The 23,205-nt window shown below is 74.2% G+C and carries 20 protein-coding genes; 5 read left to right on the top strand and 15 right to left on the bottom strand.

Features of this window, described 5'->3' with window-relative positions:
• Positions 1–20: 20 nt before the first annotated feature.
• The 3 genes from GKC29_RS14665 to GKC29_RS14655 all read right to left on the bottom strand — a co-directional run bounded on the left by GKC29_RS14665 (position 21) and on the right by GKC29_RS14655 (position 1,943).
• Positions 21–443, bottom strand: coding sequence for a nucleotidyltransferase domain-containing protein (locus GKC29_RS14665; protein WP_155331370.1), 423 nt, complete (start codon positions 441–443; stop codon positions 21–23).
• 15 nt (positions 444–458) lie between these two features.
• A complete protein-coding gene (locus tag GKC29_RS14660; RefSeq protein ID WP_155331369.1) occupies positions 459–1,085 on the bottom strand; it encodes a M23 family metallopeptidase in 627 nt (208 codons plus the stop codon).
• A 66-nt stretch (positions 1,086–1,151) separates the two neighbouring features.
• A complete protein-coding gene (locus GKC29_RS14655) occupies positions 1,152–1,943 on the bottom strand; it encodes an SDR family oxidoreductase (protein ID WP_155331368.1) in 792 nt (263 codons plus the stop codon).
• A gap of 127 nt (positions 1,944–2,070) precedes the next feature.
• On the opposite strand from GKC29_RS14655, the gene GKC29_RS14650 reads away from it, so the two are divergent.
• On the top strand, positions 2,071–2,952 hold the full coding sequence (locus tag GKC29_RS14650; RefSeq protein ID WP_155331367.1) for a DUF1028 domain-containing protein: 882 nt from the start codon (positions 2,071–2,073) through the stop codon (positions 2,950–2,952).
• 51 nt (positions 2,953–3,003) lie between these two features.
• Here GKC29_RS14650 and GKC29_RS14645 read toward each other — a convergent pair whose 3' ends face one another.
• Both GKC29_RS14645 and GKC29_RS14640 read right to left on the bottom strand, forming a co-directional pair.
• Entirely contained in the window at positions 3,004–3,678 is a 675-nt protein-coding gene (locus GKC29_RS14645) for a maleylpyruvate isomerase N-terminal domain-containing protein (protein ID WP_155331366.1), read from the bottom strand.
• A complete protein-coding gene (locus GKC29_RS14640) occupies positions 3,675–4,556 on the bottom strand; it encodes a phosphatase PAP2 family protein (protein WP_155331365.1) in 882 nt (293 codons plus the stop codon). Before GKC29_RS14640 ends, GKC29_RS14645 begins: the two co-directional genes overlap by 4 nt.
• A gap of 170 nt (positions 4,557–4,726) precedes the next feature.
• On the opposite strand from GKC29_RS14640, the gene GKC29_RS14635 reads away from it, so the two are divergent.
• A complete protein-coding gene (locus GKC29_RS14635) occupies positions 4,727–5,428 on the top strand; it encodes a DUF3159 domain-containing protein (RefSeq protein ID WP_155331364.1) in 702 nt (233 codons plus the stop codon).
• A gap of 295 nt (positions 5,429–5,723) precedes the next feature.
• Here GKC29_RS14635 and GKC29_RS14630 read toward each other — a convergent pair whose 3' ends face one another.
• Entirely contained in the window at positions 5,724–8,618 is a 2,895-nt protein-coding gene (locus GKC29_RS14630; RefSeq protein WP_196255920.1) for a glycoside hydrolase family 48 protein, read from the bottom strand.
• A gap of 765 nt (positions 8,619–9,383) precedes the next feature.
• On the opposite strand from GKC29_RS14630, the gene GKC29_RS14625 reads away from it, so the two are divergent.
• Positions 9,384–10,862: a GH1 family beta-glucosidase gene (locus GKC29_RS14625; RefSeq protein ID WP_155331362.1), complete on the top strand. Its 1,479-nt coding sequence runs from the start codon at positions 9,384–9,386 to the stop codon at positions 10,860–10,862.
• 51 nt (positions 10,863–10,913) lie between these two features.
• On the opposite strand, the gene GKC29_RS14620 is transcribed toward GKC29_RS14625, so the two are convergent.
• The 3 genes from GKC29_RS14620 to GKC29_RS14610 all read right to left on the bottom strand — a co-directional run bounded on the left by GKC29_RS14620 (position 10,914) and on the right by GKC29_RS14610 (position 15,297).
• A complete protein-coding gene (locus GKC29_RS14620; RefSeq protein WP_230689074.1) occupies positions 10,914–11,327 on the bottom strand; it encodes a roadblock/LC7 domain-containing protein in 414 nt (137 codons plus the stop codon).
• A 5-nt stretch (positions 11,328–11,332) separates the two neighbouring features.
• Positions 11,333–13,822: a nitrate- and nitrite sensing domain-containing protein gene (locus GKC29_RS14615; RefSeq protein ID WP_155331360.1), complete on the bottom strand. Its 2,490-nt coding sequence runs from the start codon at positions 13,820–13,822 to the stop codon at positions 11,333–11,335.
• Between the two features lie 95 nt (positions 13,823–13,917).
• The gene (locus tag GKC29_RS14610) at positions 13,918–15,297 is read right to left on the bottom strand and encodes an FGGY family carbohydrate kinase (protein WP_155331359.1); all 1,380 of its coding nucleotides are present in this window, start codon (positions 15,295–15,297) and stop codon (positions 13,918–13,920) included.
• A gap of 241 nt (positions 15,298–15,538) precedes the next feature.
• Between GKC29_RS14610 and GKC29_RS14605 the strand changes: the two genes are divergently transcribed.
• Positions 15,539–17,452, top strand: coding sequence for a chorismate-binding protein (locus tag GKC29_RS14605; protein ID WP_155331358.1), 1,914 nt, complete (start codon positions 15,539–15,541; stop codon positions 17,450–17,452).
• An 85-nt stretch (positions 17,453–17,537) separates the two neighbouring features.
• On the opposite strand, the gene wrbA is transcribed toward GKC29_RS14605, so the two are convergent.
• The gene (wrbA, locus tag GKC29_RS14600) at positions 17,538–18,155 is read right to left on the bottom strand and encodes an NAD(P)H:quinone oxidoreductase (RefSeq protein ID WP_155331357.1); all 618 of its coding nucleotides are present in this window, start codon (positions 18,153–18,155) and stop codon (positions 17,538–17,540) included.
• 99 nt (positions 18,156–18,254) lie between these two features.
• Here wrbA and GKC29_RS14595 point away from each other — a divergent pair, with 99 nt between their 5' ends.
• A complete protein-coding gene (locus tag GKC29_RS14595) occupies positions 18,255–18,743 on the top strand; it encodes a GNAT family N-acetyltransferase (RefSeq protein ID WP_155331356.1) in 489 nt (162 codons plus the stop codon).
• A 180-nt stretch (positions 18,744–18,923) separates the two neighbouring features.
• Here GKC29_RS14595 and GKC29_RS14590 read toward each other — a convergent pair whose 3' ends face one another.
• The 5 genes from GKC29_RS14590 to GKC29_RS14570 form a co-directional block, all read right to left on the bottom strand.
• Positions 18,924–19,310 carry a DUF4190 domain-containing protein gene (locus GKC29_RS14590; protein ID WP_155331355.1) on the bottom strand — a complete coding sequence of 129 codons (387 nt, stop codon included), beginning with the start codon at positions 19,308–19,310 and terminating at the stop codon, positions 18,924–18,926.
• Between the two features lie 89 nt (positions 19,311–19,399).
• Positions 19,400–20,221, bottom strand: a complete 822-nt coding sequence (locus tag GKC29_RS14585; RefSeq protein WP_155331354.1) for a BPL-N domain-containing protein — start codon at positions 20,219–20,221, stop codon at positions 19,400–19,402.
• A gap of 16 nt (positions 20,222–20,237) precedes the next feature.
• On the bottom strand, positions 20,238–21,626 hold the full coding sequence (locus GKC29_RS14580) for a heparan-alpha-glucosaminide N-acetyltransferase domain-containing protein (protein WP_155331353.1): 1,389 nt from the start codon (positions 21,624–21,626) through the stop codon (positions 20,238–20,240).
• Entirely contained in the window at positions 21,623–22,381 is a 759-nt protein-coding gene (locus GKC29_RS14575; protein WP_155331352.1) for a BPL-N domain-containing protein, read from the bottom strand. Before GKC29_RS14575 ends, GKC29_RS14580 begins: the two co-directional genes overlap by 4 nt.
• Positions 22,381–23,190 (bottom strand): dimethylarginine dimethylaminohydrolase family protein, encoded by an 810-nt coding sequence (locus GKC29_RS14570; protein ID WP_155331351.1) that lies wholly within the window; start codon positions 23,188–23,190, stop codon positions 22,381–22,383. Before GKC29_RS14570 ends, GKC29_RS14575 begins: the two co-directional genes overlap by 1 nt.
• Positions 23,191–23,205 lie beyond the last annotated feature (15 nt).

Below are 23,205 nucleotides of genomic sequence, written 5' to 3'. Positions count from 1 at the left end.
GACCGGCGGCCGTCATCCGATCACGGCGCGCAGGCGGCCGACAGCGCGGCCAGCAGGCCGGCCGGGTCGTGCACGGCGCGGTGCCCGTCGCTGACGACGCGGCGGGTGCCGGCGTCGACCGGCCCGGTGCGCGCCCAGCTCACCGGAGCGACACCGATCTCGACCTCGAACCCGGACGGGCGCCGTACGCGGATCTCCCGCAGCGGCCCCCACTCGGCGAGCCGGGTCACCTCGCCGCCGAGCAGACCGGCCCAGAGGTCCGCGTCGGCGTACCGCGGGTCGTCGGTGAGGGCCACGATGTCGATGTCGGAGTCCATCCGCGCCGCCCCGCGCGCCCAGGAGCCGACCACCAGCACGCCCCGGACGTCCTCGCGGCCGGCCGCCCACCCGGCCACCCGGTCGACCACCGACCACGCCTCCCGGGCCCGCTCCTCCGTCACCATCCGGGCTCCCGACACCTATCGTTCGCCGTCGACGCAGTTGTTGCTGGTCAGCGTGACCGAGTACTCCCGGTCGTCGGTGGTGACGCCGGACGGCGCGCCGTCGAACCAGGTCTCGACCTTCTCCCAGCCACGCCGCTGCTCGTAGTGCAGGTGCGGCGCGCCGGAGTTGCCGGTGCTGCCGACCCGCCCGATCTGCTCGCCCTGGGCGACGCGCTGGCCGACCTCGACCAGCGGCGGTTCGAGCAGGTGCAGGTACTGCGTCTCCCACCGGCCACCGTGGTCGATCTTCACCCAGTAGCCACCGCCGCGCCCGCGCGGGCCGGTCGGGTTGCCCGGGGTACGACCACCGAGCGACCCGTTGATTCCCGCGACGGTGACCTTCCCGGCGGCGGACGCGAGCACCGGCCGGCCCCACGGGTCGCCCGCCGTCGGGAACAGGTCGACGTCGTAGTCGTCGTGGCCGGGATAGGTACCGAGTCGCCACCTCTCGCCGCAGGCGACGGGGAGTTGGAAGTGCGGGCGCGGGCCCGGCGGGAGCAGCAGCGGCACGACGAGCACGGCGACCGCGACGACGGCCGCGACCGCCGTGACCACCAGGACCAGGCGGAGGGTGGGGCGTCCGGAGAGGCGGTCGGTCGTCATCGTTTCGAGCATCGCAGACGCCGGCAAGCCGCGGGCAGGCCGGTTCCGCCGCCCGGACCCGCTGCGTCAGGCGGTGAGGCGGCGGACCAGTTTCCGCAGGCCGGCCTGCCAGCCGTCGGGGTCCTCGGCGCGGCGGAGGGCGTACGCGGCCACCTCCGGGTGCGGCAGGATCAGGAAGCGCTCCTCGGCGAGCCCGGCCACCACCGAGTCGGCGACCTGGTCCGGGGTGAGCACCGCGCCGGACGCGGCGATCACCTTCGCGCCCAGGTGACCGGCGGTCAGCCCTTCCGAGAGCATCGCAGTGTCGACGCCCTGCGGGCAGAGGGCGCTGACCCGGATGCCCCGGTCCCGGTAGGTGATCGCGAGCCACTCGGCGAAGCCGACCGCCGCGTGCTTGGTCGCCGTGTACGGGGCGTCGCCCACGGCGGTCAGCACGCCCGCCGCCGAGCAGGTCATGAGCAGGTGCCCGCCGCCCCGGGCGAGCATCGCCGGCAGCACCGCCCGGGCGGTGTAGACGTGGGAGAGCACGTTCACCCGCCAGGCCCGGTCCCAGTCGGTGTCCGGCGCGTCGACGCCCCCGCCGGTCGCCACGCCGGCGTTGGCGCAGAACAGGTCGATGCGCCCGTACCGCCGCTCGGTGTCGGCGACCAGCGCGCTCACCTGCTCCTCGTCGGTGACGTCCACGCGCACCGGGTGCGCGACCGGCCCGACGGTCCCGGCGACCGCGCGGGCCGCGTCGCCGTCCAGGTCGGCCACCACGACGGCGGCGGCGCCCTCGGCGGCGAACCGCCGGGCCAGTGCCGACCCGATGCCCCCGGCGCCGCCGGTGACCACCACGACCCGGTCGGTCAGGTTCACCGCGACCCACCCCCGCCCAGCGGCACCGTCATACCCCATCGCGTCGTCACCCGTCGATGATGTCGGCTCCCGACGTCGAGGAGCAAGATCCGGTGCGCGGTCTTCCGCGCGCGCTACCCTCCGTTGCGTGACCTTCTCGCTCGTCGCCCGCTCCGACGACGGCCGGCTGCACGGCGTCGTCGTGGCCAGCAGGTTCCTCGCCGCGGGCGCCCTGGTCCCGGCCGCCGAGGCCGAGGTCGGGGCCCTCGCCACCCAGGCCCACGTGAACCTCGCCTACCGCCCGCAGGGCCTGGCGCTGCTGCGTACCGGTGTGGCCGCCACGGACGTGGTCGCCGGCCTGGTCGCCGCCGATCCGGAGCGCGAGCACCGGCAGCTCGGCGTGGTCGGCGCGAGCGGGGCCGGCGCCTCCTGGACCGGCCCGGCGTGCCATCCCTGGGCGGGTGGCCAGGCCGGGGACGGGTGGGCCGCGCAGGGCAACATCCTCGCCGGCCCCCACGTGATCGACGCGGTGCGCGACGGCTGGCTCGGCGGGTCGACCCTGGCGTTCCCGGACCGCCTGGTCGCCGCCCTGCGCGCCGGTGACCAGGCCGGCGGCGACCGGCGGGGCCGGCAGAGCGCCGGGCTGCTGGTGGTGGAGCGCGGCGGTGGGTACGGCGGCACCGGCGACGTCCTGGTGGACCTCCGGGTGGACGACCATCCCGACCCGGTGGCCGAGCTGGGCCGGCTGCTCGCCGTGCACACGCTGCTGTTCAGCCGGCCCGACCCGGCGACCCTGCTCGACCTCACCGGCGCGGTCGCCGCCGAGGTCGCCGCCCTGCTCACCGCTCTCGGGCACCCCGCCGACCCGGCCGCTCCCGAGGAGGCGCTGTTCTCCTGGGCGGGCCTGGAGAACCTGGAGGAGCGGCTGGTGCCGGGCCGCATCGACCCGGTCGTGCTGGACCAGCTCCGCAAGGCGGTCCCGCACGTCCCGGCGCCGCGACCCGCCGGCGAGGCCCTGCCCGCCGCCTGACGCGGGGCACCACCGACCCGACGGCGGCACGGGCCGCCGCCGGCGCGGCGGTCAGGGCGCGAAGGAGAGCCAGCGGAAGCCGGCGGCGTCGACGACGGCCCGCTCCGCGCCGGTCAGGGGTGTCCGGCCGGTGGCCTTGCGGATCAGCGTGAGCCGGTCCCATCCCAGGGCGTCCGGCGCCGGCCGGCCGCCGGTGAGGAGGTCGGCGACGACCGCGGCCGCGGTCGGGGTCAGCCACGGCGGCCGGTCGAGCGCCGCCGCCAGGTCCAGGCCGTGCACCCCGACCTCCACCACCCGGGTACGCAGGAACTCGACCACGGTCATCGCGTCGCCGTGCCGGGTGCGAACCAGCCGGCCGGCCGGCTCGGCGTCGACGGCCTCGAGGGTCGCCCGCCACACCCGGTCCACGTCGTCGGCGAGGTCCGCGGCGGTGAGGTCCCGGCCCTCGCGGCGGCCGGCGTCGATGCGCGCGGCGTCGACGGGCGGGGTGAACTTCGGCGCGCCGAAGTAGCCGGCGGCGTCCACCTCCGCCCGGGGCGGTGCCGGGGCGGCGAGCATGTCGGTCAGCCGCCCGAGCCCGGTGCGGACGTGCGCGAGCAGGTCCCGGACGGCCCACGGCCGGCAGTCGGTGGGCCGGTCGAGGTCGTCCTCGGTGATGGGGCGGAGCACGTCGACGAGTCGGCCGCACTCGTCCCGGAACGCCTCGCGTACCGCCGGCACGGTCAGCCCTTGATCCGTGGGACGAGGCGGTGCACGCTGACCAGCACCAGCGCCATGACGATGCCCATGGTGCCGGCGATCCCGGCGGCGCTACCCGCGTACCCGACGAAGAGCGGGCGGCGGCTCAGCTCGTCCGCGGCGACCCAGGGCAGGTCGGTCAGCCAGGTCAGGGCCAGGGCGCAGGCCACCACCGCCAGTGCGCCGCCGATGCCGAGCACGCCGGCGGCGACCCGGTGCGCGTCGGCGGACTCGACCTGCGCCTGCTCCCGCTGGGTGATCAGCAGCAGCAGCCCGCCCAGCGCCGCCCAGACGCCCACCACGAGGTACGCGGCCACGGCGTCGCTGGGCCGGTGCCAGCCGGCGGAGAGGGTGGCGACTCCGGCGGCCGCGGCGTACGCCGCCCCGATGAACGCGCCGGCGGCCCGCATCGTACGGGGCAGGACGAGCACCAGGGCCACCGCGACCGATGCGGCGACCGTCGTGTGCCCGCTCGGCAGGCTGTTGCCGGCGTAGATTCGCTCCGGGTCGACGCCGAAGTCCGGCCGGGCGAGCCCGTACTTGAGCGCCTGGGTGGTGGCGTTCGCGCCGACGATGAGCAGCGTGGCGGTGACCGCGAGGGCGATCCGCCCCCGGATCAGCGCGATGAAGCCGATCACGGCCGTGGCGGCCAGCAGCGACACGACCGACATGGCGTTGAGGATCCGGTCGACCGGTTCGTCGATGCGGTCCTGGCCGATCCGGTTGCCGGTCAGCGCGACCGTGTCGAGCCACTGGCCCAGCTCGGTGTGCACGGCCACGCGCCAGACGGCGAGGAAGGCGGCCGCCTGCACCAGCACGAGCACGACCAACCAGACCGCCGTCCAGCCCCTCGCCGTCGTCCGCACCCCGACAACCTACCGACACGTCACAGCCGCCGCCCGGGTGGCCCGCCACCGCTCCGCGACTAGGTTGGGACGTGTCCCGCGGGTGCCGGTCAACCGGCGCCGGGCCCGGTGACCGGCGCCTGGACGCCGCTTCGACCGGCACTCGTGGCGCGGACGGTAGGAGGTGAACGGTGACCAGCACACCGGAGCAGGGCACGACCCCGGCGGGGCCGCCGGAGTCGCTCGCCGACCTGCTCGGGGGGCGCCGCGGGGCGGTCGACGCCACGTTGCCGCCGGTGGCGTTCGCGGCGGGCTGGCTGCTCGGCGGGGAGTCGCTGCCGCTCGGTGTGGGCGCCGCGCTGGTGACCGGGGCGGCGGTGGCCGTCTGGCGGTGGCGCCGCGGGCAGCGGCCCCGGTCGGTGCTGGTCGGTCTGCTCGCCGTCTGCGTCGCCGCGCTGGTCGCGTTGCGGACCGGCCGCGCCGAGGACTTCTTCCTGGTGCAGCTGGTGGCCAACGCGGCGAGCGCGCTCGCCTGGATGGTCAGCATCGTGATCCGCTGGCCGCTGCTCGGGGTGCTCGTCGGCGTCGCCCTCCGCCAGCGTGGCCGGTGGCGGCGGGATCCGGCGCTGCTGCGGGCGTACCGGCGGGGTAGCTGGGTGTGGGCCGCCACGTACCTGCTGCGGGTGGCGGTGTTCCTGCCGCTGTGGCTCGGCGGGCAGGTCGTCGCGCTGACCGTCGCCCGGGTGGCGCTCACCTGGCCGCTGGTGGCGACCGCGCTCGCGGTGAGCTGGGTGGTGGTCCGCCGGTCGCTGCCCGCCGGCCATCCCGGTTTGCGTCACCCGTTGGACCCGGCGACGCTCGCGACGCCGGCGACGACCGCCCACGAGCGATGACGGCCGCAAAATGAGGGAGAGGCCGCCACGGGGGGAGCGGCCTCTCCGGTGACGTACGTTACTCCGTCGCGGTCCCGTCCGTGATCCCCGACGGGCCCCTTTTTCGGGCTTTTTCGCGCCCTGTGCACAACCGGGTGATGGGGTGGGCCGGCCGATCCGCTGCGTCGGCCGGACGGCCGGCCCACCCCGGCCTGACCGTGGGGAGTCAGGCCGTCCACCGGCGGGCGTCACGATCCCCCACGCCCGGCCGGCGGTCCCGGGCGGGCGTACTCGACGCCCGCCCGGAGGTGTGCGGTCAGCCGTCGGGGAACAACTTTCCGTAGTCGGCGTACGCCATCGCGACGTCCGCCTGGGCCCAGAACCGGTGGTACCGGAACTCCGGCTCGGCCCCGCCGTTCAGGTACGCCTGCACCTTCGGCCAGGCCGGGTCGTTCTTGTAGAACGACCGGATGTCGACGAAGCTCTTGCCCGGCGCGACCACGTCGCCGTTGGGCATCTCGCCGGTCCAGCCCTGCGGGACGTAGAGCCCCTGGCCGGTGCTGGCGTCGTAGACGTCGTCGAAGCGCCGGTAGTCGCCACGCTTCTCCACCGTCGACACGCCCTGGGTGTCACTGGCGGCGTGCAGTGCGTCCAGCAGGCCCTTGGCCGTGTTCTTCGCGGCCACGTTGCCCGACTTCGCCGCGTACGCGATGAGGGTCCGGGCGTACGCGGCGGCGACGCCGACGTCCTGACCCTTCACCGTGACCTCGACGTGCAGGTTGGTGTTGGGCTGCGGGTTGGTCGGGTTCCAGGTGGTGGGCTGGCCGGTCCAGCGCATGTCCGACGGGATCGACCAGTTGGTGCCGACCGTGGTGTTGGCGATGGCCCACGGCACCCACCTGTCGAGCAGCGCCTTGGCCTTCGCGTTGCCGGTGACCAGGTACAGCTCGGCGATCCGCTGCATCGACCAGGCCTGCATGCCGAACCACTGGTTGGACGGCGGGTCGTTGTAGACCGGGTCGACGTCGTAGTACATGCCGTAGAAGGTCGACGTGCCGGCCGGCGGCTGGCCGTAGTGGCCGCCCCAGCTGTTGGTCGCGCCGCCGGCGATGCCGCCCTCGGCGGACTGGAGCCAGGTGTAGAACTCCAGCTGCCGCTCGAAGCTCTTCTCCCAGTCGGCGACCGCGGTCGGCGACTTCGGCTTCAGCTCGTTCACGTTGGTCAGCGCCCACGCGGCGAACGGGTTCTGGTAGCCGAAGTGGTTGTGGCTGGAGCCGATCCGCCAGGACCAGTTCTGGTTCGGCTCGTACGCGCCGCCCCAGGCGTAGTACCAGGAGAGCAGGTAGTGCGCCGAGTCCTTGCCGCTGCCGGCGGGGCAGGCGGTGGGGCCGACGCAGTTGCCGATCTTCTTGAAGTACTTGTCGAACATGGCGTACCGCAGGTAGTCGCCCATCTTCGCGGCCTTGGCGACGGTGGCCGCCACGTCGGCCGCCCTGCCCTGCTCCTTGGCCCAGGTCAGCGCCCAGTACGCGGCCTGCACGGCCCGGGCGTCGGCGTCCGGCGCGTTGGTGTACTTCCACTGCTTCGCCGGGGCGTTGGACTCCTTGATGAACAGGTCGAGGTAGCCGTACTGGCCGCCGTGGGCGAAGGTATCGCAGGACGGCTGCGGGACCGTCTCCCACACCGACTCCTGGGTGCCGCGCTGGAAGGTGTTGATGTAGGCCGGCCGGGTGGTGCCGTCGCCGCAGCGACCGAAGCCGTAGACGTTGTCCACGTCGAGCAGCCAGTGCATGCCGTAGATGTCGCCGGTGCCGTACGTGGACTGCAGCTCGGAGCGCAGCGGGTCCTGGCCCACCGACACGTTGGGCTCCAGCTGCGACGGGTACTGGTTGGGCAGGTCGTGCTCGGCGGCGTACTGCGGGGTGCCGGCCGCTCCCGCAGTGGGCTGGTCGGCGTGCGACGGGATGATGTACTTCTCCATCACCGTCCAGGCGTTGTTGAACGGCGCCCAGTTCTGCGTGACCCGGCCGTAGTAGGCCTCCAGCCACAGCCAGAAGCTGAACGCCTCCGAGGTGGTCTCGTGCCCGTGGTCGGGCGCCTCGACGATCAGCGTCTCGATGGAGTGGTACGGCACTCCCTCGGGGCTGAAGTACCCCGAGTTCTTGAGCTTGCCGTACTGGGCGAGGAAGCGCTCGACGTACTCGCCGTCGCCGCCACCCGGCACGTCGTTGTCGATCTCGGTGGCGGTGATCGCCAGCGGCGCGTACCCGCTTGCGGACGCGGTGATGGTGGCGGTGCCGCCGACCGTGTCGCTGTCCTCGGCGGCCGCGACGGTGACGTTCACGCCGGTGCTCCAGTTGCTGGGCGTGAGCGTCACCGACGTCGGCGCGACGGTGACGTCGGTGTCCCCGGTGCGGGCGAGGGACACCGGGACGTTCGCCGCGGGCGCCCTGGTCAGCTTCAGGTTCACCGTGGAGGTCCCGCCCTCGGTGACGCTCACCGCGGACGGGGTGGCGAGGAGCTGCGGGCCGGAGGCCGGCGTGACGGTGAACGCCTGCTCAGCGACGGCGGAGAGGTTCGCGTTGTCGTACGCCTTGGCCTGCACCGTGTAGTCACCGGCCGGCAGGTCCTCCAGGGTGTAGCCGTAGGGGGCCGTCGTGTCGGTGTTGACCAGCAGGCCGTTGCGGTAGAACTCGACCTTGCCGATCGTCCCGTCCGGGTCGCTGGCGGTGGCGGTCAGCGGCACGTCGGCGGGTGCCTCGAAGGGCCCGGCCGGCACGCTCAGCGCGACCGTGGGCGGCTGCTGCTGCGCCCCGCCGCAGGTGACCCCGTTGACCGAGAAGGACGTCGGCTTCGCGTTGGTGCCGCTGTACGAGGCGTTGAAGCCGATGTTCGTCGAGGCGCCGGTGCCGAGGTTGCCGTTCCACGACTCGTTCGTGGCGGTGACCTGGTTGCCGGTCTGGCTCCACCTCGCCGACCAGCCCTGCGTGATGCGCTGGTCGCCGGGGAAGGCGAACCGCAGCGTCCACCCGTTGACGGGATCGCCGAGGTTCCTGATGGTGATGTTCGCGGTGAAGCCGGTGCTCCAGTCGTTGGTCGCGTAGACCACGTCGCAGGCCGGAGCGGCCTGCGCGACGCCGGCGGGCAGGGTGACCCCGCCGACGGCCAGCGCGGTGACGGCGACCATCGCCAACCGGCGACGTCGTGCCAGATGTCTCATGTGCGCGGTGTCTCCTCGGACCGGGCCGGGACGGGTCGGGGTCCCGGCGGGGCGCCTGGCCGGTGTCGTACCGGTGGGCGAGGCGCCCGGGATGAGGGTCTCCCCGGCGGGGCCGGGGCCGGCGGGAGCGACGGTGACCTGCCGTCCCACCTCGGGTGCCGCGCCGGACGCACCGGCTGCCCTCGGCGACCCGCGCTCACGTGACGCTGGCTCGGGCGTCAGTGTGCCATGCATGGAAGCGCTCCCACAAGCACGTGGGCGCGTTGCAGCAGATCGATGTTTCGATCTCGTTTTGGGGCTTTCACAAAGCGGTGACGGGCGTTACAGTCGCACCATCGCCGATGGGAGCGCTTCCATCGACGAAGTTCCACCAGGAAGATCACCCGGACCCGGTCCTGCCGGTGCCGGGAAGGCCCCGATGGCCGACGGCGGGCCAGCCCGGACGCCGCCGCCGGCCATCATCCCACCACTGTGGAGGGAGGTGGATCCTCAAGCCACTCGCGTGGCCCGGCTCCCGCGCGACACGCACGACTGGACGCCCATCCCGAACGTGCGTGTGCAGCACCGGTGGGGACGGGGGTTGCCCTCCCCCGTCCCCACACTAAACCCCCGTTCACGGTGGGAGAAAGAGGCGAACGGCCGACCCCGCCGCGCCCGTGACATTCCCGTCGCCCCGGACTCCCGGCCGGGAGAGCCGGAGGCTCACCCCGCGCTGTTGTGGGAGCGCTCCCGGTGGCACGTCCAGAGGAGACTCCCATGTCGATACTCACCCGGCGCCGGCTGCTCCGCCGCGCCGCGCTCTCGGCCACCGCGACGGCGGCCACCAACGCCGGACTCGCCGCCGCGACGGCGGCGGGCGGCGTACTGGCCGGCTGCGACGGGCCGCACGACCCGGAGGGCGCGGCGACGCCGGCCGCGGGCCTGCGCTTCCCACCCGGCTTCGGCTGGGGTGCGGCCACCTCCGCGTACCAGATCGAGGGGGCGGCGAAGGAGGACGGCCGCGGAGAGTCGATCTGGGACACGTTCAGCCGGACCCCGGGCCGGACCCGCAACGGCGACACCGGCGACGTCGCCGCCGACCACTACCACCGGTACGCCGAGGACCTCGACCTGATGCGCGAGCTGGGCCTGCGCAGCTACCGGTTCTCCATCTCCTGGCCCCGCGTCCAGGCGGACGGCACCGGCGCACCCAACCAGCGCGGGCTCGACTTCTACCGGCGGCTGGTGGACGGGCTCCACGAGCGGGGCATCGCGCCGATGGCCACCCTGTTCCACTGGGACCTCCCGCAGGCGCTGCAGGACGCCGGCGGCTGGGAGTCCCGGGAGGTCGCGTACCGGTTCGCGGACTACGCCGACATCGTCTTCGGCGCCCTCGGCGACCGGGTGCCGGTCTGGCTCACCATCAACGAGCCGAAGACCGTCGTGCAGAACGGCTACCTCTCCGGCCACCACGCCCCCGGGCACCGGGACCCGCAGGCCGCGTACCTGGTGGCCCACCACCTCCAGCTCGCGCACGGCCTCGCCGTCCGGGCGCTGCGCGACGGCGGCGGCACCGGACGGATCGGGCCGGCGTTCAACCTGCACCCCTGCTTCCCGGCCGACGACTCACCCGGCGCGGCCGAGGCCACCCGGCTACACGACGGCTACGAGAACCGGCTGTACCTCGACTCCGCCCTCACCGGCCGCTACCCCGACGACGTGCTGGCCGACCTCGGGCCGGACAGCCGGATGGTCCGCGGCATCCGCGACGGCGACCTCGGCGTCATCTCGGCCCCGGTCGACCTGGTGGCGGTGCAGTACTACACGCCGATCTACGTCACCGCCGACGGCACCACCGTCCGGCGGTGGCCGACCTCGGAGGCCGACTGGCAGCAGATCCACCCCGACGGGATGTACGACATCCTCACCCGGGTCACCCGCGACTACGGCCCGGTGCCGCTGACCGTCACCGAGAACGGCCTGCCCACGCCCGACACGCTCGCCGCCGACGGCACGGTCGACGACGCCGGACGGATCCGGTTCCTCCGCGACCACCTGGCCGCCGCCCACCGCGCCCTCGCCGCCGGCGTACCGCTGGAGGGCTTCCACGTCTGGTCCCTGCTGGACAACTTCGAGTGGGCCGAGGGGTACGACCAGCGATGGGGGCTGGTCTACGTGGACTACCCGACCCAGCGGCGGGTGCCCAAGCGCAGCGCGCACTGGTACCGCGAGGTGATCGCCGCCGGCGGGCTGTGACCGGCGGGCCCGCCCGAAGCCGGCCCGCCGGCGGTCCCGGGCGGGGACCGGTCAGCGCGGCAGGGCCTGCTGGAGCTCCGCGCGCAGGGCGGGGGTCAGCATCTCCCCCGCCTGCTTGGCCAGCCGTGCCATCTCGTAGCCGACCACGCCGATGTCGGCGTCGGCGCCGGCCAGGGTGGCCAGGATCGAGCCGTCGCGGACCTGCATCACCAGGAAGTAGCCGCGACCCATCTCGACCACCGTCTGCTTGACCACGTCCCCGTCGAACATCTGCGCCGCGCCGGCGGTGATGCTCATCAGGCCGGAGGTGACGGCGGCGAGCTTGTCGGCGTGGTCGCGGGGCAGGTGATCGGAGATGGCCACCAGCAGCCCGTCGGAGGAGACCACGACCGCGTGCGCCACCCCCGGCACCCGCTCCGCGAACGCGCTGACCAGCCAGCTCAGGTCACGGGCCTCCTGGCTCAACGTCGTCACTGCTGTCCCCCTTCGGTGCTCCCGCGCTCCATCGGCACGGGCAGTTCGGTGGTGTCCTCGGTCTCGGCCCGGCGGACCCCGCTGTACAGGCGGGACAGCATGCCGCCGACCGCCTCCGGATCCGGGTCGTGGCGTCGCGCCGGTTCCTCCGGCCGCGCCGACTGGGTGACGGCGGCGAGCTGCGCCATCGGCACCCGGACGGGCAGACCGCGGTCGTTGGTGCCGCCGGTGACCGGCGCGGACGGCGGGGTGACGGGTGCCTCGGCGCCCCGGGTGGGGCCCTGGCGCGTCCACCAGCCGCCGTCGGACGGGGCGGACGCGTCAGCCGCCGGGGCGAGCACGTCCTCGGCCCGTACCGGCACCTCACGCGTCTGGCGCGGCACGACGGCCTCCGGGCGCCGGCCGGCCACCGGCAGCTCCACCGGCCCCCGCCGGCCCCGGGCCGGCCCGGCCGACGGCAGCCCGGCCGGCTCCGGCTCGTCGGCGGGTGCCGGGGCCAGCAGCCCCCGGGGCAGCCGGACGCGGGCCACCAGGCCGCTCTCCCCGGCGTGCAGCCGCACCTCGACGCCGAGGCGGGCGGCCAGGTGGCTGACCACGAACAGACCCATCCGCTCCACGGTGGCGACGTCGGCGGCGGGCGGCGTGGCGAGAACGGCGTTCGCCTCCGCCAACGCCGTCGGGCTCATGCCGAGACCGTGGTCGACGATCTCGATGAGCGCTCCGCGGGCCTCCCGGACGGCGACGACCTCGACCGTCGTGTCCGGACGCGAGAAGGCGGTGGCGTTCTCCAGCAGCTCGGCCAGCAGGTGGACGAGTTCGCCGATGGCGTGGCCGACGACGTGCAGGTCGGCCACCTCGTGGTGGCGGACCCGCTGGTACTGCTCGATCTCCGCGCTGGCGGCGAGGAGCACCGAGCCGAGACCGACCGGCCGGTTCCACCGGCGGGTCGACTCGGTGCCCGCCAGCACCAGCAGGCTCTCGTCGTTACGCCGCATGCGGGCGGCGAGGTGGTCCAGCTTGAACAGGTTCTCCAGCTGGTCCGGGTCGTCCTCCTCACGTTCCAGGTCGTCCAGGAGCTCCAGCTGGCGCTCGACCAGGACCTGGCTGCGGCGGGCGAGGTTGACGAACATGGCGTTGACGTTGCGCCGCATCGTGGCCTGCTCGACGGCCACGCCGACGGCGCTGCGGTGCACTGCGACGAACGCCTCGGCCAGCTCGCCCATCTCGTCGAGCGACCGGATCACCGCCGGCGCCACGTCGATGGGCGGGACTCCGCCGGTGACCGTCCGCAACCGGTCCAGGGCCTCCGGCAGCTCGATCTGGGCGATCCGCAGGGCCTGGCTGCGCAGCAGGCGCATCGACCTGGCGATGGACCGGCCGACCATCAGCGAGATGAGCACCGCCACCAGCAGCACCGCGACGACCACGCTGACGACCAGCAGGGTGGTCCGCAGCTGCGCCCCGCTCACCTCGTCGGCCTGCCGGACCGCGTCCTCCAGTACCGACGCCTCGATCTGCCGGAGCAGCTCCTGGCGCTGCTCGCTGGCCGCCCACCACTGGGTCGCCGGCAGCACCACCGGTGCGGCGCCGTCGCGCGGCAGGCTCTGCTCCTCCAGCCGGGTCGCCGCCACGAACGCCGGGTCCACGGAGGTCTCGTCGTACCGGCGGACCTGGTCGGTGGTGGCCGCGACCCGGTACGCGCCCAACGCGGTCAGCTGCTGCGCGCGCAGGTCGGTCAGGAGGACGCGGTCCTCCAGCCCGTAGCCGCCGGCGCGGGCCGCCTCGTAGAGCTGGGCCCGGATCCGCGAGGTCAACTCCTTGACGCGGGCGAGCTGGACGTACCGCAGGACCGCGTCGCCCAGCGTGGGGCGGTCCTCGCCGGGGCTCGGCTCCGCCAGCAGGTTCAGCAGCGCGTCGACCACCCGGTTGTACGCGCCGAGGATCGTGTCGCTGCCGAGGACACCCTGCGGCACCGCCGCCCGGATGGCGACGACCTGCTCGTACGCCTCCCGCACCTCCGAGTACGCGACCCGCCAGCCGGCGTCTGCGGAGGCCAGCGGGTCGGCGGCCCGGGCGAGTTCGCCCATCGCCCGGTCGCTCACCTCCTGCAGCGGTGCGAGCGCGAGCACGGCGGCGTTCGGGTCGGCCGCGTCGCCCGCCCGCCGCAGCGCGCCCAACTCGCCGGCGGCCCGGTCGCGCTCCTGCTGGAGCTCGTGCACGGCGGCGGTGATCTCCCGGCCGATGCCGACCTGCTCGGCGAAGTCACCCAGCGCCGTGGTGCGCCCGACCAGGCTCTGCGTCTGCACGGCGGCCAGCACCAGGAACGCCAGCGAGGGGATCACGAGCACGGTGGCGAGCTTGGTGCGCATGCGCCAGTCGTGCGGGCGCAGCGCGGACCGCCGCCGATGGGGCACGACCCGGACGTCGAACCGACGCCGGCGGTGGCTCGGCACCGCGCTCTGCGCCGGCTCCGGACCTGCCCCCACACGCGCCTCCCACTCTTCCGCTCCTCCGACCCGAGGAGCGGAGTCCATCCAACCAGCCCCGGGAGCTGTGTCAACGGGCCAGGCGTCGCTGCGATTCAGGAGGGTGAGGCGGTCTCGTCCGTCCGGCCGATGTCGGCGAGCCGTGCGGCGTCGCCGACCCGACCGAGTGCGACGAGGGCCGCGCCCGTCGCGCCGATCTCCGGGTTGCGCTGGTGCCACACCCGCCGCGGCGCCAGCGCCGCGCCGAAGGCCGCCCGCCACCACGGGGACGCGGCCACCGCGCCTCCACCGAGGACCACCTCGACCGGGCCGTCCACCCTGGATTCGAGCAGCGCCAGATCCGTCACCACCAGGTCGCACAGGCCGCGCATCAACCCGGCGAGGATCTCCACCGAGGTCGTGCCGAAGCTCAGCCCGCGTACCTCGCCCGAGCCGGCCGGCGCCACGCCCGGCGGCCGGTCGCCGCCGAACCGGACGTTCGCCGAGGAGCCGCCGACGACGGGGACCAGCGCCAGGGCCTCGTCCAGGGCGGGCCCCTCCGGCAGGCGCAACTCCCGGTTCGCCCAGGCGAACAGGTTGCCCCCGGAGGAGTACGCGGCGCCGGTGACCACATGGTTGTGGTCCACCCGGTACCGCCACAGCTGCGGCGACAGGCGGGGCGGTGGGGCTCCCGCCGGAAGGGCCTCGATCATCCGGACCGCCGCCGAGGTGCCCACGGTCACCGCCACCCGGGTCGGGTCGACGCAGCCGGAGCCGACGTTGGACGCCGCCCCGTCGCCCACGGGGGCGGCCCACCCCACGCCGGCGAGCTGTGGCCAACGGCGGGCATGCTCGGGGCGCAACCGCCCACGCCAGCCGGCCGGTGCCAGCTCGGGCAGCTCCCCGGCGTGCGCACCGGCCAGCGCGCACGCCTCCGGATCCCAGTCGAGGGTCCGCAGGTCGAGCAGCCCGGTGCCGGAGGCCTGCGACATCGACATGGGCGCGGTGTCGAGCAGCGCGCCGAAGACGTACTCGGCCAGGCCGACGAAGCGGGCGATCCGCCCCGCGGTCCGGTCCCGCAGCCAGGGCAACCGGACCGTCCAGTAGCAGCGGTGCCACCACGTGCCGGTGCGCTGGTGGAAGGCGTCCGCGTCGGCCGGGCCGGCCGCGCCCGGCGGCGGCTCCGGTCGCGTGTCCAGCCAGGCCAGCACCGGCCCCAGCGGCGTCCCGTCGTTCCGCAGGGGAAGCACCGAGTGCCACTGCGCGGAGGCCGCCACGAGCTGGACGTCGCGGAGGTGGCCGCCGGCCGCCAGTTCGTCCAGGCACTCGACCAGACAGGCCAGGTAGCCCACGGCGTCCAGGGTGCCGGTGCCGTCCTCACCGACCGTCAGGGTGACCCGGCGCCGGGCCAGCGCCCCGGGCAGCGGCCGGGCGTCGGCGTCCAGCACGAGGCCGCGTACCGAGGAGGTGCCCAGGTCGAGTGCGAGAATCTTCATTGCCGGTCACGTTATCGGTCCCGTCGGTCCCCCGCCGCCTGACGCGTCCGGCTTCCGGCCGGGGCGGGGACCGCGTAGGGTGGGCGCATGCTCGCGCACCTGTCCTGCTGGTGGCCCGCCGACCCGGCGGCCATCCCCCGCGCGTAGCTTCCCCACGCGGCCGCCCGACGAGGCGGCCGCCGGTCTCATCCGGGCACCCCGACCGCCCCGCCGGGCGGCACCCGGCCCCGAGGAGACCCGAATGACCGACCTTTCCGAGCTGATCGCCGCCGTCGCCGCCGGCGTCGATCCCGGCCCGTTCGCGCTGGTACGCCGCGAGGGCGCCGACCACGTGGACCTGTTCACCGGAACGGTGGACGTGGTGGAGCGACTCGCCGACATCCCGCTGCCCGACGGGGCGCCCGGACCCCGCACCCTGGCGCTGGTGCCGTACCGGCAGGTCACCGAGCGGGGCTTCGCCTGTGTCGACGACGGCACCCCGCTGGAGTGCCTGGCCGTCGGACGGCACGACCGGGTGGACCTCGCCGCGGCGGTGGACGCGCTGCCCGCCGCGCCGGTGGTCACCACCGGCGCCCGGTTCGACGTCCCGGACGACGAGTACGCCGCCACCGTGAGTCGGGTGCTGGCCGAGGAGATCGGCCGCGGGGAGGGCGCGAACTTCGTCATCCACCGCACCCTGCACGCCACCGTCCAGGGCCCGCCGCTACGGGCGGCGCTGGCGGCCCTGCGGTCGCTGCTGCTGCGGGAACGCGGCGCGTACTGGACCTTCGTCGTCCACACCGGCGCCCGCACCCTGGTCGGGGCGAGCCCGGAGCGGCACGTCAGCGTCGACGACGGGCTGGTCATGATGAACCCGATCAGCGGCACCTTCCGGCACACCGGCGCGGCGGCCGACCGCGCCGCGCTGCTGCGCTTCCTCGCCGACCCGAAGGAGGTCGAGGAGCTGTACATGGTGCTCGACGAGGAGCTGAAGATGATGGCCACCGTGGCCGACCGGGGTGGGCAGGTCGTCGGGCCGTACCTGAAGGAGATGTCGCACCTCGCGCACACCGAGTACCTGCTCGCCGGCCGCGGCTCGAAGGACGTCCGCGAGGTGCTGCGGGAGACGATGTTCGCGCCGACGGTGACCGGCAGCCCGATGGAGAACGCCTGCCGGGTCATCGCCCGGCACGAGCGCACCGGCCGGCGGTACTACGCGGGGGTGCTGGCGCTGCTCGGCCGGGACGACACCGGCCGGCAGACGCTGGACGCGCCGATCCTGATCCGTACCGCCGAGCTCTCCCCCAGCGGCGAGCTGCGGGTGCCGGTCGGGGCGACCCTGGTCCGCCACTCGACACCCGAGGGGGAGGTCGCCGAGACCCACGCGAAGGCCGCCGGTGTGCTCGCCGCGCTGGGTCTCGGACCGCAGGCGCCGGTACCGGCCCCGGGGTCGCTGAGCCGACTCGCCGACGACCCCGAGGTACGTGCGGCGCTGGCCGCCCGCAACGCGCCGCTGGCCCGGTTCTGGCTCGACCAGCGGCCGGTCGACGCCTCCGGGCGCCCCGGGTTGGCCGGCCGCCACGCGCTGATCGTCGACGGGGAGGACACGTTCACCGGCATGCTCGCCCACCAGTTGCGGGCGCTCGGCCTCACCGTGGACCTGCGCACCTGGGACGCGCCGGGCGCCCTGGACGGGTACGACCTCGTCGTCGTCGGCCCGGGTCCGGGCGACCCGACGGACCTGGCCGAGCCGAAGATGGCGGCGATGCGGGGGCTGCTGGCCGGGCTGCTCGCCGCCGGCCGGCCGACCCTGGCGGTGTGCCTGGGCCACCAACTGCTCTGCGGGCTGCTGGGGCTGCCCCTGCACCGCCGCGACGCGCCCTACCAGGGCCTGCAACGGGCGGTGCCGCTCTTCGGCTCGCGGCGACGGGTCGGCTTCTACTCCACGTTCACCGCCCGGGCGGACGCCGACCGGCTGGACACCCCGTACGGGCCGGTGGAGGTGGCCCGCGACGCCACCGACGGTGCGGTGCACGCGCTGCGCGGCGCGGGCGTGGCCGGCGTGCAGTTCCACCCGGAGTCGGTGCTCAGCGCGGACGGGGTGGACGTCCTCGCCGAACTGCTCGGCGGGCTGTTGCCGGCACCGAGCGAGCCGTCGGCGGCGACGCGCGCATAGCGTCGCCGCTCCGGGGTACAGGTGGCGGCGGCCGGCGCTGCCGGGCGGGCCGAGAGCCCCCGTCCGGCACCGCCGGTCGTCCCGGTCAGGCGGCCAGGCCCTTTTTCAGCGCGGTCCCGATCTCCACGGCGCGCCGGGCGGTGAGCGCCGCCGCGCCCAGCGCGAGGCTGTCCGGCGCGATCTCACCGTTGTTGCTGGTGTGCGACGCGCCGTACGGGTTGCCGGCGACGAACTGGCTCGGGTCGGTGTACGCGGGGGTGACCACGACCCCGCCCCAGTGGTAGAAGATCGTGAACAGCGAGGTGAGCGTCGTCTCCTGGCCACCGTGTGAGGTGGCCGTCGAGGTGAAGCCGGAGTAGACCTTGTTGGCCAGTGCGCCCTGTGCCCACAACGGTCCGGTTGTGTCGATGAACTGCTTGAGCTGAGCGGCGATCATGCCGTACCGGGTGGGCGAGCCGAAGATGACCACGTCGGCCCATGCGATGTCGTCCAGTTGGGCCTCGGGCACGTTCTGGGTCTCCAGGTGGTGCGCCTGCCAGCCGGAGTTGGAGCGGATCGCCTCGTCCGGCGCCAGCTCGCGCACCTTGCGCAGCCGCACCTCGGCGCCGGCGTCACCGGCGGCCTCGCATACCGCCTGCGCCAACTGGTAGGTGATGCTGGTCGCGCTGTAATAGATCACCGCGACGTTCGTCCGGGCAGCCATCGGATGTCTTCCTCCTCAACGATCGGGCCAGCCCGGCGGTCTACCCGGTAGTTGCGGGGGCAAACGCCGCCGACCGGGACAGAATGGCATGCTCGTCCGGTGGAGATCCGCGACGCCGCACCCGACGACTGGCCCCGCATCTGGGCGTTCCTGCGTGAGATCGTGGCGGCCGGCGAGACGTACACCTGGCCCCGGGACGTGGACGAGGAACAGGCCCGCCGGCTGTGGCTGGCGCCGCCGCCGGGCCGCGTGGTGGTCGCGGTCGACACCGACGGCACCGTCCTCGGGTCCGGGAAGCTGGTTCCCAACCAGGCCGGCCCGGGCGGCCACGTGGCGAACGCCAGCTTCATGGTCGACCCGGCCGCCGGCGGGCGCGGGGTGGGGCGGGCGCTCGGCGCGTACGTGCTCGACCTCGCGCGCGCCGAGGGATACCGCGCGATGCAGTTCAACGCCGTCGTCGCCACGAACACCCGGGCGGTGGCGCTGTGGCGGTCGCTGGGCTTCGACGTCGTCGGTCGGGTGCCGGAGGGCTTCCGGCACCCGACCGAGGGGTACGTGGACCTGCTGGTCATGCACCGCTTCCTGTAAACACTCCTCAAGATTTCCGCAAGTTCCGCTCCGTGCCGGCGGCATGACGGCGGGTGGGCGGGATCCTGGTCACACCGGTGCCGGCAGCCACCGCCACGCCGGTGCGCCCGAACGGGGGGATCGCGCTGCGCCGGCAGTGGGCCGGCGTAGCGCGATCCGGGGGTCCTCCGCCCCTGACGGTCACTCGTTCAGGCGGTCCCGCAGGTCGTCCACCTGCTGCTGCAGCCGGTCCACCGCCGCCTCGTTGTTGACGACGGTGGTCACCCCGGCGGTGAGCGCCAACCCGATCAGGACGGCCAGGCCACTGAGCACCAGACCGCCGATCGCGACGCCCCGGCCGGTGACCTCCGGACGGCGGGCCATCCGCAGCGCGACGATGCCGAGGATGACGCCGATGATGCCGAGCACCACACCGAGCGGCGCCAGCACCGCGATCAGCACGCTGAACAGCCCGGACACCCCGAACACGAGCGCGAAGGTGGCCGCCGCGCTGGTCTTCATCCCGGCGCCGCCCCGGGTGCGGGCCGGCGCGCCGGCGCCACGGACCGGCTCACTTGACGCAGTCATGTCGCTCCTTCCCGCGCGCTGGGTGCGCGTACTCCACCCGTCGCATCCCCCCTGCGTTCCGGCTTATGCGTGCCGCGGACCGCTCCGGATCAGCCACGATCGAGGGTCGGGCTCGTCGCGTCCACCGTGCTGCGGATCAGGTCATGGCCCAGGTCGAAGCGGACGCCCTCCGGGTTGGTGAGTTGCGCCTCGGCGTACCAGGACCGGTCGGCTTCGGGGTGGGGGCCTGCCAGTCCCACCCGTCCGGCGCCGAACGTGGTGACGACGGCGGCGGCCGCGCCGTTGTCGTAGGTCGCGAGCACCGTGCCCGGCGCCCCAGGAGCCAGATTCAGCGTCGGACCGTCCTGGAAGTACAGGTACCGGGGGCGGCCGCGCCACCGGACCTGGATCACCGTGTCGTCGGCGTTGTCGACGCTCGCCCCTTCGGTGCGGATGTACTGGCCGACCTCCCCGTTGATCAGCCCGAAGCCGGGCCGGGCGGCGAGATACGCGCCGAGGCAGAAGCCGAGGTAGTGGCCGCCGTTGTGGACGAAGTCCCGGATGTCCTCGGCGTGGCCCCGCAGCCTTCGCCAGGCCGGGTTGACGTGGCCGCCGCCGGGCTGGGCGTAGACCACCGCCTCGGCCAACGCGTCCCGTGAGATCTGCCGCCGCTCGTCCGGACCGCAGTACTCGGTGCGGAACCCGGCTGGTGCGCTGCGCAGGAGGGCCGCCACCGCCTCCGCGCAACCGGAGCAGGCGGCCGGGCCCCGGTAGACCAGTGCCAGCGGCCGGTCCCGGTCCCCCGTGACCGCCAACACACCGGCCCAGCCCAGCGTGGCAAGGCCGCCCGCCGCGCCCAGACCGATCACGAGTCGCCGCCGGCTGATCTTCTGCGTCCCGTCGAGCAGCAGCCCGGGTCCGGTCCGCCTCATGTCCTTCCGCTGCCGTTCACTGCCGCACCCCGCTCGCCTGCCAATCGGCCCAGACCTCGCGCCCGGTCGGCTCCGGGGCGAGGTTCGTGAGCATGCCCGTCTCCTCGCGCTGGTACATCGACATGCCGGCGCGTTGCTGGGCTGATTGGACCGTCCGGGTGGCCAGTCGGCCGCCACCACGGGCGAGGAGCGTCACGGCCCCTTCCAACGGTCCACGGCCCGCCGTGGCCCACCATGCGGTCCCGACCAGCACGATGGCGACGATCTGCCAGACGTATCCGACCATCGGGTCGAAGGAGTCGAGTCCGGAATTGATGAACACGATGTGCGCGGTGTAGAACGTCAGCGTCATGCTTCCCGCGGCGGCCAGGGGCACCAGCAGCAGGGAGAGCGCCCGTCGCGGGAAGGGGTGTGCGACACGGCTGGCGAGCAGCATGACGCCGAGCAGGGCGACGGCGCTCCCGATCGTGCCGGCCAGGTCGAGCGGCGTGCCGGTGTGCGGCGCGTCGACGGCCAGCCACCACCACGTCGAGGTGGGTGTGCTGCCGTCACCACCGAACGCGAGCAGCTCCGTCGTGTCCGCCACGGTGAGCCCGCTCTTCGGCTGGTTCAGCCAGATCTGCTGCCAGCCCGCGTACCGGTACAGCAGGACGTACGACGCCAGCGGCGCCGCTGCGGCGAGCGCGACTCCGGTGGCGAGCAGTCCGAGGATCACCGTCAGCCTGGTCAGCGTCAGCCGCCCGATCACCAGGCCGACGCACAGGTACGCCAGCCACGTCACCGCCGGAAACTCCCCCGTCAGCGCAAGCTCGCTGAGCAGCGCGCCCGGATCGCCGACGAGATCCGCGAACTCCGGGTTCTCGTAGGCCGCCACCGGCAGCCGCGGCAGCAGGAGCTGCCGAAGCACGGGAGCACCGGCGGCCACGGCCACGGCGGTGACCGCCACCAACCAGGTCGGCAGGAACACCAGCGGAATCGCCAACAGGAACATCACCGCGTAGGCGGGCAGGATCACCGACGCCAGGGACGCGTCGGTGTAGCCGAGCGCCAACCCGATCGCGCCGATCGCCAGGGCCCGGACGCCGAGCGCCGCGGCCGGGCCCGAGCCGCCGGTCAGGCGGACCCGCCGTCGGCCGGTCATGAACGCGATGCCGACCCCGGCCAACACCGCGAACAGGGCGGCCGCCCGACCACCGAAGATCGTGAACGACCAGGTCGGCCGCCCCGCGGCGTCGGACACATAGAGCGAATGCACGGCGATCATGCCGAATAGGGCGACTCCCCGGGCGGCGTCCACGCCGAGCAACCGGGGACGCCCGGCGGGCCCGGCCGGCGCGGCCGGCGCGGCCGGCGAACGGTCATCGGCCCGGCCGGCGGCACGGCCGAGCTGGACGGTCTGGGTCACGGCCGCATCACCTCGTCCAGCAGATCGCAGCCGAGATCCACGCCGAGCCGGTCGGGGACGCGCAAGCCGGCGTCGAGGTACCAGTCGTCGGTGGCTTCGGGGTGCGGGCCGACGACACCGACCTTGCCGTCGCCGAAGCGGGTGACCACCGCGGCGACGGCACCGTTGAGGTAGGTGGCGAGGACCTCGGCGTCGGCGTCCGGCCGGAGCCGGAAGTACGGTCCGTCCTGGAAGAAGAGCGTCCGCCACCGGCCGCACCAGGAAACCTGGACGACGGTGTCCTCCTCGGAGTCGACGGTGGCGCCGGCGGAGCCGACGTACTGGTCGGTGTCCCCGGGCAGCAGGCCGAATCCCGGGGTGGCCCCGGCGAGGTAGCCGCCGAGGCAGATGCCGAGGTACCTACCGCCGGAGTGGACGAACTGCCGGATCTCGTCGCGGTGGCGCTTCAGGTGCCGGTAGCCGCGCTTGAGGCTGCCGCCCCCGGGCTGGACGTAGAGGGCCGCTCCGGCCAGGGCCTGACGGCTCAGCGGAAGGACCTCGTCGGGGCCGACGTACCGGACGTCGAAGCCCCACCGGCTGGACTTGAGCAGCGCCGCCACGGCCTCCGGACAGCCGGGCACGGTCGCCGGCCCCCGGTAGACCAGCGCCACCGGCGGATACGGCGACGGGGGCAGCGGCGAGCGTACGGTCAGGTTGCGGCCGGCGGTCACTCTCCTCGCAGCGGCGAGCAGCCGCCCGATACCTCCCGTCGCCATCACGACCTCGCCGGCAACGGGTTGTCGAGGGTCAGTGCCGTGCAGCGGACGCCGCCACCACCCTTGGCGAGCTCGGTCGTGTCGAGCTCGACGACCCGCAGATCGCGCTCCCGCAGCGCGGCGGCCAACCGGGGCGCCCCGCTGGTCATCGTCACGGTGGTGCCGTCGCTGATCAGGTTGAGCGCGAAACAGGCCGCCTCCTCGACACAGACCTCGATCAGGTCCATCCCGAGCCCGCGCAGCCGGTGCCGGCTCGGCCGGTCGAGGGCCTCCGGGCAGTAGGCGAGCACCCGCCCGGGCTCGACGACCCCGACCGCCAGGTCGAGGTCGTACCACTGCGGGCTCACCGTCCGCAGCGGCACCACCTCGTAGCCGAGTTCCTGCGCGAGTACGGCGTGCATCCGCCGGTCGGTGCGCTGTCCGTACCCGGCGAGCAGCAGGTCGCCGCAGGCCAGGGCGTCGCCCTGGCCGCTGAACGGGTACGGCGCCTCCAGCACCTCGTAGTCGTTGTCGATCAGCCACTCCTGGAAGTAGGGCAACTCGGCCTTGCGCTCCGGCGGCGGTGCTCCCAGCACCGCCCGACCGCCCCGCACCAGGGCCGCATTCGCGGTGAAGACCATGTCCGGGCACTCCGGCGCCGACGGCACGTACTCGATGTGGCGGCCCACCGCCCGGTGGACGGCGACGATGCGTTCGTGCTCGAGAAGCGCCGCCGCGTGGTCGGGCTGCACCGCGGTGTGCATGTACGGGTTGATCTCGTAGTCCACCCGGAAGTGCGCGGCGTCGGAGACCAGGAGTGCCTTGTTCATGGTGAGTGTTGTCCT

This window comes from Micromonospora sp. WMMC415 (assembly GCF_009707425.1).
Classification (GTDB): domain Bacteria; phylum Actinomycetota; class Actinomycetes; order Mycobacteriales; family Micromonosporaceae; genus Micromonospora.
Note: the sequence above shows the minus strand (reverse complement) of the source record. Positions and strands in the feature narration are given on the sequence as shown.

Coding starts and splice junctions, on each gene's coding strand:
- GKC29_RS14625 (WP_155331362.1), top strand. CDS start 9,384: ATGTCGATACTCACCCGGCGCCGGCTGCTCCGCCGCGCCGCGCTCTCG.
- GKC29_RS14590 (WP_155331355.1), bottom strand. CDS start 19,310: ATGACTGCGTCAAGTGAGCCGGTCCGTGGCGCCGGCGCGCCGGCCCGC.
- GKC29_RS14610 (WP_155331359.1), bottom strand. CDS start 15,297: ATGAAGATTCTCGCACTCGACCTGGGCACCTCCTCGGTACGCGGCCTC.
- GKC29_RS14585 (WP_155331354.1), bottom strand. CDS start 20,221: ATGAGGCGGACCGGACCCGGGCTGCTGCTCGACGGGACGCAGAAGATC.
- GKC29_RS14660 (WP_155331369.1), bottom strand. CDS start 1,085: ATGACGACCGACCGCCTCTCCGGACGCCCCACCCTCCGCCTGGTCCTG.
- GKC29_RS14605 (WP_155331358.1), top strand. CDS start 15,539: ATGACCGACCTTTCCGAGCTGATCGCCGCCGTCGCCGCCGGCGTCGAT.
- GKC29_RS14575 (WP_155331352.1), bottom strand. CDS start 22,381: ATGGCGACGGGAGGTATCGGGCGGCTGCTCGCCGCTGCGAGGAGAGTG.
- GKC29_RS14570 (WP_155331351.1), bottom strand. CDS start 23,190: ATGAACAAGGCACTCCTGGTCTCCGACGCCGCGCACTTCCGGGTGGAC.
- GKC29_RS14665 (WP_155331370.1), bottom strand. CDS start 443: ATGGTGACGGAGGAGCGGGCCCGGGAGGCGTGGTCGGTGGTCGACCGG.
- wrbA (WP_155331357.1), bottom strand. CDS start 18,155: ATGGCTGCCCGGACGAACGTCGCGGTGATCTATTACAGCGCGACCAGC.